Here is a 15,516-nt window from a genome sequence, read left to right on the forward strand (position 1 = left end):
CCGCCCGCCCGAGGGGTAGGGCAACGGACCACGCGCGAGCGCCAGGAGCATCGCTGCCCTACGCCGTAGCCGCCACGGTGACTCCGGCACCCACGGACCGCTCCTGCCGGAGTTCGCGTTACTGCGGCGTGGCCGCGTTGAAGACCGGCTTCGGGACCGAGACCTGGTTGAGCCCCCAGCGGGACATGATCCCGACGTACGTGCCGTCGCGGAACAGCTCCTCGAACACCTGCTGCAGCACCGGGCCCAGCTTCGAGGACTTGGGGACGTACAGCGCCAGGTCGTCCTTCGACGCCCCCTGCGCTTCGGTCTGGGTGACGTACTTGGTCCCGCCCTGTTTCTGCGTCACGTCGATCGCCGCGGCTTCCGTCATGCCCGCGGCGTCCGCGCGGCCCGACAGGGTGGCCAGCAGCGTGGCGTTGGTGTCGTCGAGGCCGACCGTCTGCGTGGCCTGATGCTTGCCCTGCGTGCAGAAGCGGGACAGCTTGTTCAGCTGCTCCTCCACGACGCTGGCGGTCACCACCGCGATGCGCTTGCCGCAGAGGTCCTCGACCCGCGCGATCCCCGCCGCCGAATCGGGGAACACGTAGGCCGTGCGGGTGGTCATCCAGGTGATCGTGTCGAACTGCTTCTCGCGCTCGGCGGTGGCCTTGACCGGGCCGTTGAACGCGTCGTACCGGTCGCTCAGCATGCCCTGCAGCGCGGCCGGCAACGCGTTGACGATCATGGTCTGCGTCCGGACGCCGAGCACCTGCCCGATCGCGGCCTGGAAGTCGGCGTCGATCCCGGTGACCGACCCGTCCGGCGCGACCGTGCGGTAGGGCGGGTGGGAGTCGCCGGCGAACCGGATCACCCCGGCGTCCTTGATCGCCTGCGGCAGCGCGTCGTGCAGGGACTGCACCACCGCGAGGTTCGTCGCGGTCGCGAGGGTCGGGGAACCGCTTCCCACCGTGCACCCGGTGGCGGCCAGCCCGAGGGCGGCGATCGCGAGAATCGTTCTTCGGCTTCGTCGGCGAAGCGGTGATCGCATAGGACGTCTTCCTGTGCTCGGCTGTCAGGCTCGAAACCGCGTCAGGCGGATGAGGCCCCAGACACAATAGGTTGCTAACGCGGCGGCGATCGTTGCATGATCTGTCGCCTTGTTCAACCCCTGATCCCGTCCTGGCCGCATCACAGCCGGCGTGATCCGGGCGCGACGTCCCGCTTCGAGCGTGAAATGCCCACTACTCACCAGACGATCGTGTGGGGAACTGGATCAAAGGGATCACGGACCGCGAAGCCGCCATAGAACGGCCGCTGCCCGCCCCTCGAGGTGCCTCGGCCGTCGGAAATGTAACTTTCACCGCGCGGCTGTCCTTTGTGGACCTACCGCGACCACCCTGAGGTGGCCGGTCGTCCGGCCCGGCGTCCGGGGCTTCGCGGACCCGCGTCCCCGGATTGACATCTTTTCTCCCGGCGGCCCAGGGTGAAGCAACGCTGTTAGCGATAACACTCGTCTCGCTCGCCGGGAGAAGGTCGTCATGAACAGAGGAAGTACCAGCCGCAGGATCCGCACCCTGATCGGTGTGCTCACCGCCGCGTCGACCGTGGCACTGGCGGTGACGCTGGGGGCCGGGCCGGCCGCGGCCGACGTCACCGGCGCGCTGCGCGGTGCCGGTTCGGACCGGTGCCTCGACGTCTCGAACGCCAGTCAGGCCGACGGGGCCCTCCTGCAGATCTACGACTGCTCCGGCGGGGCGAACCAGCAGTGGACGTCGACGTCCGGCGGCCAGCTGACGGTGTACGGCGGCAAGTGCCTCGACGTGCCCGGCGGCGCGACCACCGGGACCCGGGTGCAGATCTGGACCTGTCACGGCGGGGCCAACCAGCAGTGGCGGGTGAACTCCGACGGCACGATCGCCGGAGTGCAGTCCGGGCTCTGCCTGGACGTCACCGGCGCCGCGACGGCCAACGGCACCGCGGTGGCGCTCTGGACGTGCAACGGCGGCAGCAACCAGAAGTGGACGGGCCTGTCGACCACGCCGACCACGACCACAACCACAACGGGCGGCGGCACCAGCTGTTCCCTGCCCTCGACCTACCGCTGGAGCTCGAGCGGGGTGCTGGCGACGCCGAAGAACGGGTGGGTCTCGCTGAAGGACTTCACCAACGTCGTCTACAACGGCAAGCACCTCGTCTACGCGTCGAACGTCTCGGGATCGTCGTACGGCTCGATGGCCTTCAGCCCCTTCACGAACTGGTCCGACATGGCCTCGGCCGGCCAGAACGGGATGAACCAGGGCACCGTGGCGCCCACGCTGTTCTACTTCGCGCCGAAGAACATCTGGGTGCTGGCCTACCAGTGGGGTGCCTGGCCCTTCATCTACCGCACGTCGAGCGACCCCACCAACCCCAACGGCTGGTCCTCGCCGCAGCCGTTGTTCACCGGCAGCATCTCCGGCTCCGGCACCGGCCCGATCGACCAGACGCTGATCGCCGACGGCTCGAACATGTACCTGTTCTTCGCCGGTGACAACGGCAAGATCTACCGGGCGAGCATGCCGATCGGGAACTTCCCGGGCAGCTTCGGCTCGAACTACACGACGGTCATGAGCGACACGCAGGCCAACCTCTTCGAAGCCGTCGAGGTCTACAAGGTCCAGGGCCAGAACCAGTACCTGATGATCGTCGAGGCGATGGGCGCGAACGGGCGCTACTTCCGTTCGTTCACCTCCACCAGCCTGAGCGGGTCGTGGACTCCGCAGGCCGCCAGCGAAAGCAACCCCTTCGCCGGCAAAGCCAACAGCGGTGCCTCCTGGACCAACGACATCAGCCACGGTGACCTGGTCCGCACCAACCCCGACCAGACCAAGACCATCGATCCGTGCTCCCTGCAGTTCCTCTACCAGGGCAAGAACCCCAGCGCGAGCGGCCCGTACGACCAGCTGCCGTGGCGGCCGGGAGTCCTGACGCTGCAACGCTAACCACGTCCGTCCCTTCCGGGGAACCCTCCCCGGAAGGGACGGCATCAGCCCGAGGTGCGCGCGCGACCAGCTCGGTGTCCAGCACCGCGCGGCGCGGCCCGGCCGACCCGCCGAGCATCGCCGGCAGCTCGTCCGTCATCCGGGCGCCCATCGCTTCGATCGGCTGGCGCACGGTGGTGAGCGGCGGATCGGTGCGCCGGCCGATCGGCAGGTCGTCGAACCCGATGACGGCCACGTCCCCGGGGACCCGGCGACCCGCGCGGCGCAGGGCCCGCAGCGCGCCGATCGCCATCATGTCGGAGGCGGCGAAGATGGCGTCGACGTTCGGCCGGCGGTCCAGCAGGCGGGCGGTGGCGTGCTCGCCGGAAGCCTGGCCGAAGTCCCCGAACACCACCAGCCCCCGGTCGCCGTGGCCGGCGCCCGACACCGCCTGCCGGTAGCCGAGCAGCCGGTCCACTCCCGCGGTCATGTCCTGGGGTCCGGCGATGGTCGCCACCGTGCGCCGGCCCGCGTCGAGGAACCGCTGGGTGGCCCGCCGGGAGCCACCGCGGTTGTCCACGTCGACGGAGGAGAAGCGCCCGGGTTCCCGCCCGCGGACCGGACGGCCGCCGAACACCACCGGGATGCCGAGCCGGCCCAGGTCGAGCGGCCGGCGGCCGTGCATCCCGATGACCAGAGCGCCGTCGACGTGCCCGCCGTCGAGGAAGCGCACCACCGGTCCCTGGTAGTCCGCCGTCGCGGGCACGGTGAGCAGCACGAGCTGCAGGCCGACGCCGGTCAGCGCCTTGCCCGCCCCGGCGGCCACGCGGGCGAAGCAGGGGTCGGCGAACAGCCGCGGGACTTCCTCGCACACCACGAGCGCGACCGAGCCCGTGGGCCCGGCCGCCGCTCGCGGGACGCGGTGGCGGTCGACACCCCGGCCGCACGCGCGACGTCGGCCAGGGTCGGCCGCGGTTCGGGTGACTCGGCGAAGGACACGTTCGCTCTCCCAAGACGTCGTTGTCTTCGTGAGCCCGGGAGGTCGGTCCACAAAGGACCGGGCCCGCCGCGGCGTGGTCAGCTGCCGAAGAGGCGGCGCCGGATCTCGCGGCGGTAGTCCTCCAGGGTGTTGTCGAGGTGGACGGCGACCGCGTGGGCCGCCGCGTCCGGGTCGCCGTCGCGGATCGCCCCGAAGATGGCGGCGTGCTCGTCGACCGCGCCCGCCGCGTGCCCGCCGACCGCGCCGGACATGCCGATGACGTTCGATTGGCGTTGCAGGCGGCGGGCTTCGCGCACGGCCGCGACGAGGAACTGGTTGTGCGACGCGGTGGCGATGCCGAGGTGGAACTCGTCGTCACCGCGGTCGAACAGCGTGGACTGCCCGCTCAGGTGGCCCTGGCGGCAGGTCTCGGCGGCGGCCTCGATCGCGCGCAGCTCCGCCGGGGTGGCGTTGACGGCCGCGAGCCGGCCGGCGGCGGTCTCCTGGACCCGGCGGAACTCGAACAGCATGTAGACGTGGTCGAGGTCGGTGGGCAGGAAGAAGCCGCCCCAGCGGGAAGCGCCGAGCATGCCCTCGTCGTCGGACACGTACAGCCCGCGCCCCTTGTGCGCGCGCACCCGGCCGATCGCCGAGAGGATCTTGACGGCCTCCCGCACCACGGTCCGGCTGGTGCCCATCCGCGCCGCCAGCTCGGCCTCGGTCGGCATCCGGTCACCGGGCCGCAGCTCCAGCTCGGCGATGAGCCGCAGGATCCGCTCGGCCACCACTTCGTAGCCGGGCCGGTACGGGGCCGGCGGCGCGGCTTCCTCATCACGGGTCACCCGATGAGTATGACTCAATCGACGCACACCACCGCCCGCTCCGAAGACCGCCGCTCTTTCCCGGCCGCCTCGCGCCGGTTACAGTGAGCCGGTATGGGAGCGCTCCCAGTCGCCAACGCCGACGACGCTGTGAGGACTCATGAGAGCGACGAAACAGGTACGCGTTCCCCACGAACGCACCACCCATCCGGCCGCGCGAGACGGCCGGCCGGACCGGCTACCCGACGGACCCGGGAAGAGACGCGCCAAGTTCACCGCCGCGGCCCTCGGCGCGACGCTCCTCGCCGGCGCGACCGCGCTCACGGTGGGTGGCAACGCCCAGGCCGCCTCCTCGCCGTTCTACGTCGACCCGGGCACGAACGCGGCCCAGTGGGTCGCCGCCAACCCCGGCGACTCGCGGACCCCGATGATCCGCGACCGCGTCGCCGCCACGCCGCAGGCAAGGTGGTTCACCACCACCAACACCTCGACCGTGCGCGCCGACGTCGACGCCTACGTCGGCACCGCCGCGGCGGCGGGCAAGGTCCCGATCATGGTCGTCTACGACATCCCCAACCGCGACTGCGGTGGCGCCAGCGGCGGCGGGGCGCCGTCCCACGACGCCTACCGGGCGTGGATCGACCAGGTGGCCGCCGGCATCGCGGGCCGGCCCGCGGCGATCGTGCTGGAGCCCGACGTGCTCGCGCTGATGACGAACTGCCAGTCGGCCGACCAGCAGAACCAGACCAAGGCCTCGGTGGCCTACGCGGGCAAGAAGCTCAAGTCCGGTTCGACGCAGACGAAGGTGTACTACGACATCGGCCACTCCGCGTGGCTCTCGCCCGCCGAGGCCGCGTCGCGGGTGCGGGCCGCGGACATCTCGAACAGCGCCGACGGCATCGCCACCAACGTCTCCAACTACCGGTCGACCGGCGACGAGGCGGGCTTCGCCAAAGCGGTGCTGAACGCGGTGGGCGACACGCGCCTGCGCGCGGTGATCGACACGAGCCGCAACGGCAACGGGCCGCAGGGCAGCGAGTGGTGCGACCCGGCGGGACGCGCCATCGGCACGCCCAGCACCGACGCCACGGGTGACACGCAGATCGCCGCGTACCTCTGGGTCAAGCCGCCGGGCGAAGCCGACGGCTGCCTCGCCGCGGCCGGGCAGTTCGTCCCGCAGCGGGCGTACGACCTGGCGGCCGCCGGGGCGCCGCCGGCCAGCACCACGCCGACGACCGCCACCACGACCACATCCCCGACGACGTCGACGACGACCTCGCCGGGCAACGGCTCGTGCACGGTGACGCACCGGGTCGTCAGCTCGTGGCAGAACGGGTACACCGGCGAGGTCGTCATCGAGAACCGGGGAGCACCCGTCGACGGCTGGACACTGACGTTCTCCGCGCCGGGGGTGACCGTCGGCCAGGGCTGGAACGCGACCTGGACCGACACCGGCGACACCGTGCGGGTCGTGAACGCCGCGTGGAACGGCAAACTCGGCACCGGCGGCACCGCGACCGTCGGCTACAACGCGGACTACAGCGGCGGCACCCCGCCGTTCCTGTCCCCCGCCCTGAACGGAGTCTCCTGCTCCTGAGCCCTCACAGCCACCGGACGATCACGGCTCACACCGAGCCGTGATCGTCCGGCGGACGCGAAATCATCGGTTGAGCTGAACGGAATCGAGCAAGGTCAACGCTTCCTTCGCGTGGGCGGGCGAGCTGTCGATTTCGAGGGTGTAGGCCCCGAGCGTCCGGTGCTGGTGCACGGGCAGCGGGTCCTGCGGATAACTGCTGTCCGCGGCTCTGCTGGTCAGCGACACCGTCAGCGAGAAGCATCGGCTGTCGAGCGGGGTCTGCCCGACCTCGGCGGCCGGGCAGAGCACCAGGGTGTTGGTTTCGGGTTCGCTGGTGAACGTGCCGACCTGCTGTCCGTCGGGCACCTGCAGCGACTTGAGCGGCGACGCGATCACCGGTGGCGTGGTGTGGATCTTTCCCAGCAGGGCCAGCATTTCCGCCGCTGTCACCGGTTTCGTGGTCGTCACGCGGATCCAGCGGTCCGGTCCGTCCTGCCACATGACCGACTGCGGGTGCGGGATCTGTTCTGCCGCCGAGGGTTTCGTGGCCAGCGCACTGTGCGGCGCGGTGCCGCCACGGGACTCGATCGTGAACGCGTAGCTGTGGTTCTGCGCGTAGTGCAGGGTCTCGACGGGCGGCTGGACCGACCACATCGTCAAGGCCCAGGAACTGTCCTCGAGGCTGATCGCCGGTGCGGCCGGGGGCACCTTCCCGGAGGCCGGCGGCTGGGCCACCGTGGCGGACGAGGGGCTCGCGAGCGTGGCCGGTGGCACCACGGCGGTACCGCGATCCAGCAGGCCGACGGCGCCCGCACCGAGGGCGGCGACCGTGAGCGTCACGGCGGCCACGCTGATCGTGCGGCGCCGCCGGATCCGGCGCGTGGCGACGGCGAGCACGGCGTCGGGATCGGGCGCCAGGGACTCCTGGGCGCGCAGCGCGCGGCGCAGCTCGTCGAGGTCGGTCATCACACGGTCTCCTTGCCTTCGTTGAGCTGGACGCGCAGCGCGCTGAGGCCGCGCGAGACGTGGCTGCGCACCGTCGCGGGCGCGCAGCCGAGCACCGCGGCGATCTCGCCGTCGTCACGGTCCTCGTAGAAGCGCAGCACGATCGCCGCCCGCTGGGCGCGGGTCAGCCGGGCGAGCGGCCCGGCGAGCTGGTCGGCGTCGGCGATCCGCCACGCCGGATCGGGCACGGCCGGCTCGCGGAAGCGGGTGGTGTCGGCGGTGGGGCGCACGGACCGCTGGTACCAGCGGCGCCGCCACGAGAGGTAGCCGTTGACGACGATCTTGCGCATGTACAGCTCGGGCCGGTCCGCCGCCGCGACCTGCCGCCAGCCCTGGTGCGCGCGCACGAGCGCGTCCTGCACCACGTCCTGAGCCAGATCACGGTCGCCGGTCAGGACGGCGGCGAACCGCACCAGGCCGGGCAGTTGCTCACGGGAGAACTCTTCGAACTGCACATCCTTCAAGACGCCGCCTCCCGCGCGATCCGTTGCAGTCGCGAGCGGATCAGCCGAAGACCCGCCGCTGGATCTCGCGGCGGTAGTCCTCCAGGGTGTTGTCGAGGTGGACCGCGGCGGCCCGCGCGGCCGCTTCCGGGTCGCCGTCGCGGATCGCCTGGTAGATCGCCGCGTGCTCCTCGACCGCCTCCGCCGCGTGGCCGCCGACCGTGCCGTGCAGGCCGATCGTGCTGGACTGGTGCTGCAACCGCCGCACCTCGCGCACGGCGGCCAGCAGGAACTGGTTGTGGGACGCGGCCGCGACGCCGAGGTGGAACTCGTCGTCACCGCGGTCGAACAAGGCCGCCTCACCGGTCAGGTGCCCCTGCCGGCAGGTTTCCGCCGCCGCCTCGATCACCCGCAGCTCCCCCGGCGTGGCCCGGGTCGCCGCCAGCCGGCCGGCGGTCATCTCCTGGACCCGGCGGAACTCGAACAGCATGTAGATGTGCTCGAGATCCGTCGGCAGGAACAGGTTGCCCCAGTGCGCGGAGCCGAGCATCCCCGCGTCGTCGGCGACGTAGAGGCCCCGCCCCTTCTGCGCGCGCACCCGGCCGATCGCCGACAGGATCTTCACCGCCTCGCGCACCACGGTGCGCGAGCTGCCCAGCTGCGCCGCCAGCTCGTTCTCGGTGGGCATGCGATCGCCCGGCCGCAGCCGCAGCTCGGTGATCAGCCGGAGGATCCGCTCGGCGACGAGCTCGTAGCCGGGCCGGTACGACGTCGGCGACCGGTTCTCCGGCGGGTCGTCACGGGCCGGAGAAGGGTCGATCGATGCGGGCCCGCCGTCCACCACTCGTTCCTCCGACTCGTCGTGAGCATGAAGCATACATTCGGATCGACGAGTCCTAAATAAGTACTACACATTTTTCCGTTCGCAACCCCTTGACTACGGACATCCGACGGACTCTCATGGACGCCACGCCCAGCAACGCGAGATGTGTCGGACACATAGCCGGACGTCGTTGCCTGATCAAGCAGACCTGCGGGCACCACGATGGAGTGGAGTAGCTCATGACAGCCCCAGCCTCCGGAGCCAGAAGACCAGCTCAGCGCCGCCGACGGTCCGCGGGACTGGTGCTCGGCGTCGCGGCCGTCCTCGCCGCGGTCACGGCGTGCGGGAACGGCGGCAGCGGCCCCGGCACCGGCGCCCCGACCGAGTTCCGGCCCGCCGAGCAGACCGGCGGGCCGCTCACCGTGTGGGTCGACGCGACGCGCCTGCCCGCCGCGCAGCTGTACCAGAAGCAGCACCCGGCGGCGAAGCTGAACATCGTCACCTACGACGGCGACGCCAACGGCTCCAACTACCTGCAGACCAAGGTGAGCCTGTTCAACCGCACCCGCAGCGGCTGGCCGGACGTCGTGTTCAGCACGCAGAACAACGAGACCTCCTGGGCGGTGCCGGCCGGCTTCACCGCGCCGTTGAACAAGGGACAGATCCCCGACGCGACGCTGAGCGGCTGGGCCTCCGGCGCCAACGCCCCGTGCACCGTGGACGGCACGCTCTACTGCCTGCGCAACGACCTCGCCCAGACCGTGCTCTGGTACAACGCTTCGCTGATGCGGCAGTGGAACTACCAGGTGCCCCAGACCTGGGAGGAGTACCAGGCGCTGGGTCAGCGCGTCGCCACCGAGCACCCCGGCTACCTGGTCGGCACGGCCGGGGACAACTTCACCCCGGAGATCTACCTGTGGGCCGGCAAGTGCGGCGCCAACGAGATCACCGGCCCGAAGGCGGTGAAGGTCAACACCACCAGCCCGGCCTGCACCCGGATGGCGACGCTGCTCGACACCCTCGTCGCGAACCGCACGATGTCCACCAGCAGCGTGTTCAGCTCGGACTTCGACAAGAACTCCGGCGACAAGATCCTCATGCTGCCGGGGCCGTCCTGGTTCGGCGGATCGATCTTCCAGGAGTCCTTGAAGACGCCCAAGGGGCAGATCGGCGTCGCGCCGATGCCGCAGTGGGCCGGCGAAACCGCCCCGTCGGTCGGCAACGTCGGCGGGGGCACCTGGCTGCTGTCCGCCCACAGCGCCAACCTCAAGGACGCCACCGACTTCCTCACCTGGGTGACCACCGCGCCCGACTACCAGGGCCAGGTCGCGCCGGGCTACCCGGCGAACACGGGCGCGGCGAAGGCGTGGCTGGCGAAGCAGACGGCCAGCGGGTACTACGCCGGCGACATCACCGCGCCGCTGCAGGCGGCCGCCGCGCAGGTGTGGCCGGGCTGGGGCTACGGGCAGTTCAGCCAGGAGGCGATCTGGGCCGCGACCGTCACCACCGGCCAGACCGCCGGCAAGACGATCGTCTCCCTGCTGCCCGCGTGGCAGAAGGCGATCACCGACTACGCGAAGTCCAACGGGTACGAGGTCGCCCAGTGAGCACGGCCGCCCGGCCGGCCAGGCGGCGGACGCCGTGGCCGGGCCGGGCCGGCCACCTCTTCGTCGCCGCCTACGTCGTCCTGCTGGTCGCGTTCGGCGTCGTGCCCACGGTGTACGCGATCTACTTCGCGTTCACCGACGCGGGCGACCGCTTCGCCGGCCTGGCGAACTTCGTCGAGGCCGCCGCCGACTTCCGGTACCTCGACGCCGTCGGGCACGTGGCGCTCTACCTGCTGTTCTGGCTGGTTTCGCTGGTGGTGTTCGTCGTCGGGCTGGCCCTGCTGCTGCACCGCCTGACCTCCCGGGCGGCCGGCACCACCCTGCGTTTCCTCTACTACGTCCCCGGCGCGCTGGCCGGGGCGGCCGGGGTGCTGGTCTGGCTGTTCATGCTGGACCCGTCGGTGAGCCCGGTGAGCTTCCTGCTGCGGGCGTTCGGGTTCGGCACCTTCGGCGAGGTCGTCGCGCCCGGGCACCTGGCGGTCCTGTTCACCGTGATCGCCTTCTGGACCGGGGCGGGCGGCTGGATCGTCGTGATGCACGGCGCGCTGAACAACATCTCCGCCGACCTGCTGGAAGCGGCACGGATCGACGGCGCGGGCGCGTGGCAGACCGCGTGGCGCATCCAGATCCCGTTGCTGCGCAAGTGGATCGTCTACATGGTGATCCTCGCCTTCGCCGGCGGGACGCAGCTGTTCGTCGAACCGCAGCTGCTCGCGCAGGCGAGCGTCGGGGTCGCCGGCCGTGACTACTCGCTCAACCAGCTCTCCTACGACTTCGCGTTCCAGAACAACAACGTGAACACCGCCGCGGCCATCTCGGTGGAGCTGCTGGTGATCGGGGTGGTGGTCGCCGGCGTGTTCGTCGCCCGATCGGGGTTCTTCGATGCCGACTAGCCCCCGCCGGAAGCTGCCGAACCCGCTGGCGGCGCTGGTGCTCGCGTTGTTCGTGGTCTTCTTCGTGCTTCCGGTGCTGTGGCTGCTGCTGGCCGCGACCAAGACCGACGACCAGCTCGTGCACGGCGGCCCGCTGTCGTTCGGCTCGTGGGGCGCGCTCGGGGACAACTGGACCGCGCTGACCACGTTCGGGGACAACGCGATCTTCCGGTGGCTGGGCAACTCCGCGCGGTACTCGTTCACCGCGCTCGCGATCACGCTGTGCGTGGCGATCCCGGCCGGCTACGCCCTCGCGATGACCGAGTTCCGCGGCCGGCGGACGCTGCTCGTCGCGACGCTCGTGGTGATGCTGATGCCGAACGCGACGCTGGTGGTCCCGCTGTTCCTCGAGGTCAACGCCGTCCACCTGATCGGCTCGATGTGGTCGATCATCCTGCCGTACTCGTTCTACCCGTTCGGCGTGTACCTGACCTACATCTACTTCTCCACCGCGCTCCCCCGCGACCTGATCGACGCCGCACGGCTCGACGGCTGCTCGCAGTTCGGCGTGTTCCGGCACATCGCCCTGCCCCTGGCCGCCCCGGTCGTCGCCCTCGTCGGGTTCTTCAGCTTCGTCGCCAACTGGACCAACTACTTCCTGCCCTACGTCCTGCTCCCGGAGAGCGACCAGTTCCCCGTCCAGGTCGGCCTGGGCACCCTGCTCGACGCCGTCCCGCAGTTCAACCCGACCGCCGGCACCGCGGCGGTCGAGCGCCCGGAACTCGCGCTGGCCACCCTGCTCGCGATCACCCCGGTGCTCGTCGTCTTCCTCTTCTCCCAACGTTTCCTGGTCGCCGGGATGCTCGCCGGCGCGACCAAGGAGTGACCACCATGGAGAACTCTGATGCCTCCCGTCATCACGGCCTCGGTACCCCTGCTCGAACCGCCGGGCTGGGCGATCGCGCAGCGCGAGCTGTTCGCCCTGCTCGACCGGGCCTGGCGCCGGTTCGCCCGTGACTTCACCGGCCCGGACGGCCGGCTGCGGTACGCGGGCGACCTCACCACCCGCGACGGCGTGGACGACTTCTACGAGACGTTCTTCAACTGGCCCCAGCTCTACCTGCTCGGCGGCGCCGACGACCTGCTCGCCGAGTCCGAGCACCACTGGGAGGGTGTCACCCGGCAGCTGACCGAGCTGGGCATGCTGCACGACGAGTACGAACGCGGCTACGACTGGTTCCACCAAGGCGAAAGCCTGCTGCTGCTGTACTTCCTGTCCATGGCCGCGCCCGCGCGGTGGCGGGAGCGGGCGCTGCGGTTCGCGGAGCTCTACGTCGATCCCGCGCACGGCAACTACGATCCCGTCCACCGCGTCATCCGGCGTCCCCACAACGGCAGCGACCCGGCGCGCGAAGGGCTCTTCGACGGCGACGCCTACCCGTGGCTCCCGAAAGAGGCCATGACGTACGGCTTCCCGCTGGAGTGGCTGCCGCCGGACGACGCCGCGCTGGGCGAGCAGATGCACCGGCGGATGGGCACGGGCGACACCGCCGTCAACCTGGCGGCGTCCGGGCTGGTCCTCAACGCCCTGCTGCTCTCGGGCGAGGGGCGCTACCGCGACTGGCTCGCCGAGTACGTCGGTGCCTGGCGGGAGCGCGCGGCCGCCAACGGCGGCATCCTGCCCGACAACGTCGCGCCCGACGGCACGGTGGGCGGGCTGCTGGACGGCCGCTGGTACGGCGGGCACTACGGCTGGTCGTGGCCGCACGGCTGGTACAGCGTCGGGCACGCCGCCGTCATCGCCGCGCTGGCGGCCGCGCTCGCCACGGGCGACGAGACGTTCACCGACCTGGTGCGCCCGGCCCTGGACGAGATCATCGCCCACGGCAAGGTGATGGCCTTCACCGAAGCGGACTCCAGTCTCGAGTCCAAGTGGTCGGTCCAGCTGCGCGAGGACGTGCACACGCCCACGCTGCACGTTCCCTTCCGCCACGACGACCGGGGCTGGTTCGACTACAACCCGATGCTGCTGGGCGTCCCGGTGGCGCTGTGGCACCACTCCGCCTCGGCGGCGGACCGGGACCGCCTCGACCGGCTGCGGGCCGCGAGCGGCTACGACTGGCGGACCGTGCGGCCCTTCCGCAGCAAGGAAGAGGCCGGTCACGAAGAGCCCTGGTTCGCCTACCTCGCCGGCGACGACCCCGGCTACCCGGAGCGGATCCTGGCCGCGGCGCAGGCCCAGGTGCGCCACCGGCTGACCCGGATGGAGCGCTATCGCGACCGGGACGTCCCCGAGGCCGACATCCACCTGTGGCAGCAGTCCAACCCGGTGGTCACCGAGGCGCTGGTCCAGCTCACCTGGGGCGCCCCGCAGGTCGTCTACAACGGTGGCCTGCAGCAGGCCCGCGTGCGCTACTACGACGCGCGGGCGCGGCGCCCGGGCCTGCCGCCGTCGGTGTCGGCGCTGGTTTCGGGCATCGACCCGGACGCGACCGTGCTCGACCTGGTCAACCTCGACCCGGAAGAGCCGCGGTCGGTGATCGTGCAGGCCGGGGCGTTCGCCGAGCACCACATCGACGTCGCGCGCTACAGCGTCTGCGAGGACCCGTCGTGGATCGGCGATCTCTACGACTACGGCCACGGCGAGCCGGCGGTGACGTCCGCGTCCATCGACGTCGACGGGCCGTGGCTGCAGGTGGAGCTGCCCCGGTCCACCCGCGTCCGGCTGACCCTGCGGCTCGCCCTGCGCGCTCGTCCGCCGTCCTACGCGACGCCGTTCGACGAGCCCGCCGCGTGACCGGGGTCCTCGACGCGCACGTGCACTTCTGGGACCCGCGACGGCTGCACTACCCCTGGCTCGACGGCATCGCGGAGCTGGACCGGCCGTTCACCCCCGCCGACTTCCCGGGACGTCCTGGGAGCGACGTCATCGTCGTCGAGGCGGGACGGGTGCCCGCGGACGCCGCCGGCGAGATCGCGTGGCTGCGAGAGGAAGCACGGCGGCAGCCCTGGATCCGCGGCATCGTCGCGCACGTCGACGTCGAAAGCCCGGCGGCGACGAGCCGGTTCGTCGCCGGGTACGGCGCGGACCCGTTCGTGGCCGGGGTCCGACGCAACGTGCAGGACGAGGCGCCCGGTTTCCTTCTCTCCAGCGGGTTCCGAGCGGGCGTGCGGCTGCTGGGCGAGGCGGGGTTGCCGTTCGACGCCTGCGTCCGCGCGCACCAGCTGCCGGAGCTGACCGAACTGGCGGCCGCCTGCCCCGGGACCACGATCGTCCTGGACCACCTCGGCAAGCCGTCGCCGGGCGGACCCGGGTACGCACGGTGGCGCCGCGATCTGCGCCGGCTGGCCCGGCACGCCGGCGTCCGCTGCAAGCTGTCCGGCCTGGCCACCGAGACGACCCCGGGCACCGCGCGCCCGGTCGTGGTCGACGCGGTGCGCGAAGCCCTGGACACCTTCGGCCCCGGCCGGTGCCTGTACGGCAGCGACTGGCCCGTCATGACCCTGGCCACGGACCACGAGGCGTGGCTGGACGTGGTCCACGACGCGCTCGCCACCCACCCCGCCACGGCCGTCGACGCCGTCTTCCACGACAACGCCGCGCAGACCTACCGGGCGTCCTGACCGACCCGCCTTGTGTTTCCGCATCGGAAACTCTACAGTTGCCGCTATGGAAACCAACAGATCCATCAACGCGCCGGACGCGTCGGCCGCACTGGCGGAGGTGCGGCGCAGCCGGGCGCGGGTGGCGTGGAGCGGGTATCCGGCGTGGTACTGGCTGCTGACCGGGGCCGGCCTGAGCGCGGGGACGGCGGCCGTTCTGCTGCCCGACTGGTGGGGGCTGGCGGTCGTGGCGGTGGTCACGTCCGGGCTGGTCAAGGTGGCGCACCTCGCGGGGCGGCGACGCGGCGTCTGCGAGGGCTGGGTCCGCAGCGCGATGACCGCGCGTGAAGTGCTCGCGCTGTACGGGCCGGCGGCCGTGGTGATCCTCGCGGACGCCGTCGCGCAGCGGGCGGACTGGTGGTCGCCCTGGTCGCCGATCGTGGCCGCGGTCCTGGTGTTCGGGCTGTTCACCGGCGTCGGACTGACGTTCACCGCCCGGGCCGGTCGCCGGTGAGCTCGTCGCACCAGGACACCGAGCCGGTCACCGACGACGGGTTCGACCACCTGATCCACGCGCCGGTCCGGCTGCGGATCTGCGCGGCACTGGAGCCCGTCCGCGAGATCGAGTTCGGCGCTTTGCTGACCCTGCTGGACATCAGCAAGTCCGCCCTCAGCAAGCACATCGCGGTGCTCGCCGAAGCCGGCTACGTCACGCAGCGGCGCGCCGTGCGCGACACCCGGCAGCGGGTTTGGCTTCACCTCACCAAAACCGGGCGGTCCGCCTACCGGGGACACGTCGCCGCGTTGCACCGCATCGTCGGCGGCGATCCCCTCCCCTAGACGCC

At 71.4% G+C, this 15,516-nt stretch carries 14 protein-coding genes and 1 pseudogene; 9 read left to right on the forward strand and 6 right to left on the reverse strand.

Annotated features, from left to right (window positions below; all coding sequences use genetic code 11):
• Positions 1–118 precede the first annotated feature (118 nt).
• The gene (locus tag OG439_RS19215) at positions 119–949 is read right to left on the reverse strand and encodes a transporter substrate-binding domain-containing protein (RefSeq protein ID WP_326950731.1); all 831 of its coding nucleotides are present in this window, start codon (positions 947–949) and stop codon (positions 119–121) included.
• Between the two features lie 571 nt (positions 950–1,520).
• On the opposite strand from OG439_RS19215, the gene OG439_RS19220 reads away from it, so the two are divergent.
• Positions 1,521–2,963 (forward strand): non-reducing end alpha-L-arabinofuranosidase family hydrolase, encoded by a 1,443-nt coding sequence (locus OG439_RS19220; RefSeq protein ID WP_326950732.1) that lies wholly within the window; start codon positions 1,521–1,523, stop codon positions 2,961–2,963.
• A 118-nt stretch (positions 2,964–3,081) separates the two neighbouring features.
• On the opposite strand, the pseudogene OG439_RS19225 reads toward OG439_RS19220, so the two are convergent.
• Both OG439_RS19225 and OG439_RS19230 read right to left on the reverse strand, forming a co-directional pair.
• Positions 3,082–3,993, reverse strand: a pseudogene (locus OG439_RS19225) (LacI family DNA-binding transcriptional regulator); the annotation flags it as partial.
• A 26-nt stretch (positions 3,994–4,019) separates the two neighbouring features.
• Entirely contained in the window at positions 4,020–4,763 is a 744-nt protein-coding gene (locus tag OG439_RS19230; protein WP_326950733.1) for a FadR/GntR family transcriptional regulator, read from the reverse strand.
• Between the two features lie 139 nt (positions 4,764–4,902).
• Here OG439_RS19230 and OG439_RS19235 point away from each other — a divergent pair, with 139 nt between their 5' ends.
• Entirely contained in the window at positions 4,903–6,339 is a 1,437-nt protein-coding gene (locus OG439_RS19235) for a glycoside hydrolase family 6 protein (RefSeq protein WP_326950734.1), read from the forward strand.
• 63 nt (positions 6,340–6,402) lie between these two features.
• On the opposite strand, the gene OG439_RS19240 is transcribed toward OG439_RS19235, so the two are convergent.
• From OG439_RS19240 to OG439_RS19250, 3 genes are read right to left on the reverse strand one after another with little or no spacing between them, the layout of a single operon-like run.
• Positions 6,403–7,284 carry a hypothetical protein gene (locus OG439_RS19240; protein WP_326950735.1) on the reverse strand — a complete coding sequence of 294 codons (882 nt, stop codon included), beginning with the start codon at positions 7,282–7,284 and terminating at the stop codon, positions 6,403–6,405.
• The gene (locus OG439_RS19245) at positions 7,284–7,778 is read right to left on the reverse strand and encodes a SigE family RNA polymerase sigma factor (RefSeq protein WP_326951571.1); all 495 of its coding nucleotides are present in this window, start codon (positions 7,776–7,778) and stop codon (positions 7,284–7,286) included. The genes OG439_RS19240 and OG439_RS19245 overlap by 1 nt, the downstream gene beginning before the upstream one ends.
• 49 nt (positions 7,779–7,827) lie before the next feature.
• Positions 7,828–8,607 carry a FadR/GntR family transcriptional regulator gene (locus tag OG439_RS19250; protein ID WP_326950736.1) on the reverse strand — a complete coding sequence of 260 codons (780 nt, stop codon included), beginning with the start codon at positions 8,605–8,607 and terminating at the stop codon, positions 7,828–7,830.
• A gap of 221 nt (positions 8,608–8,828) precedes the next feature.
• Between OG439_RS19250 and OG439_RS19255 the strand changes: the two genes are divergently transcribed.
• Genes OG439_RS19255 through OG439_RS19285 form a run of 7 tightly spaced genes read left to right on the forward strand, consistent with a single transcriptional unit; the run spans position 8,829 to position 15,511 of the window.
• Positions 8,829–10,196 carry an ABC transporter substrate-binding protein gene (locus tag OG439_RS19255; protein ID WP_326950737.1) on the forward strand — a complete coding sequence of 456 codons (1,368 nt, stop codon included), beginning with the start codon at positions 8,829–8,831 and terminating at the stop codon, positions 10,194–10,196.
• Positions 10,193–11,089 carry a carbohydrate ABC transporter permease gene (locus tag OG439_RS19260; protein WP_326950739.1) on the forward strand — a complete coding sequence of 299 codons (897 nt, stop codon included), beginning with the start codon at positions 10,193–10,195 and terminating at the stop codon, positions 11,087–11,089. The genes OG439_RS19255 and OG439_RS19260 overlap by 4 nt, the downstream gene beginning before the upstream one ends.
• Positions 11,079–11,954, forward strand: a complete 876-nt coding sequence (locus tag OG439_RS19265; RefSeq protein ID WP_326950740.1) for a carbohydrate ABC transporter permease — start codon at positions 11,079–11,081, stop codon at positions 11,952–11,954. The genes OG439_RS19260 and OG439_RS19265 overlap by 11 nt, the downstream gene beginning before the upstream one ends.
• A gap of 18 nt (positions 11,955–11,972) precedes the next feature.
• Complete coding sequence (locus OG439_RS19270) at positions 11,973–13,865, forward strand: hypothetical protein (protein ID WP_326950741.1); 1,893 nt, start codon at positions 11,973–11,975, stop codon at positions 13,863–13,865.
• Entirely contained in the window at positions 13,862–14,692 is an 831-nt protein-coding gene (locus OG439_RS19275) for an amidohydrolase family protein (protein WP_326950742.1), read from the forward strand. Before OG439_RS19270 ends, OG439_RS19275 begins: the two co-directional genes overlap by 4 nt.
• Before the next feature lie 46 nt (positions 14,693–14,738).
• Positions 14,739–15,185, forward strand: coding sequence for a hypothetical protein (locus OG439_RS19280; RefSeq protein WP_326950743.1), 447 nt, complete (start codon positions 14,739–14,741; stop codon positions 15,183–15,185).
• Positions 15,182–15,511, forward strand: coding sequence for a transcriptional regulator (locus OG439_RS19285; protein WP_326950744.1), 330 nt, complete (start codon positions 15,182–15,184; stop codon positions 15,509–15,511). Before OG439_RS19280 ends, OG439_RS19285 begins: the two co-directional genes overlap by 4 nt.
• The last annotated feature ends 5 nt before the right edge of the window (positions 15,512–15,516 follow it).

This window comes from Amycolatopsis sp. NBC_01307, from assembly GCF_035975215.1.
In the GTDB taxonomy this organism is placed as follows: Bacteria; Actinomycetota; Actinomycetes; order Mycobacteriales; family Pseudonocardiaceae; genus Amycolatopsis.

What these genes read in the sequence shown, in the direction of transcription:
- OG439_RS19220 (WP_326950732.1), top strand. Translation starts at nt 1,521, where the DNA reads ATGAACAGAGGAAGTACCAGCCGCAGGATCCGCACCCTGATCGGTGTG.
- OG439_RS19235 (WP_326950734.1), top strand. Translation starts at nt 4,903, where the DNA reads ATGAGAGCGACGAAACAGGTACGCGTTCCCCACGAACGCACCACCCAT.
- OG439_RS19240 (WP_326950735.1), bottom strand. Translation starts at nt 7,284, where the DNA reads ATGACCGACCTCGACGAGCTGCGCCGCGCGCTGCGCGCCCAGGAGTCC.
- OG439_RS19255 (WP_326950737.1), top strand. Translation starts at nt 8,829, where the DNA reads ATGACAGCCCCAGCCTCCGGAGCCAGAAGACCAGCTCAGCGCCGCCGA.
- OG439_RS19265 (WP_326950740.1), top strand. Translation starts at nt 11,079, where the DNA reads ATGCCGACTAGCCCCCGCCGGAAGCTGCCGAACCCGCTGGCGGCGCTG.
- OG439_RS19270 (WP_326950741.1), top strand. Translation starts at nt 11,973, where the DNA reads ATGCCTCCCGTCATCACGGCCTCGGTACCCCTGCTCGAACCGCCGGGC.
- OG439_RS19280 (WP_326950743.1), top strand. Translation starts at nt 14,739, where the DNA reads ATGGAAACCAACAGATCCATCAACGCGCCGGACGCGTCGGCCGCACTG.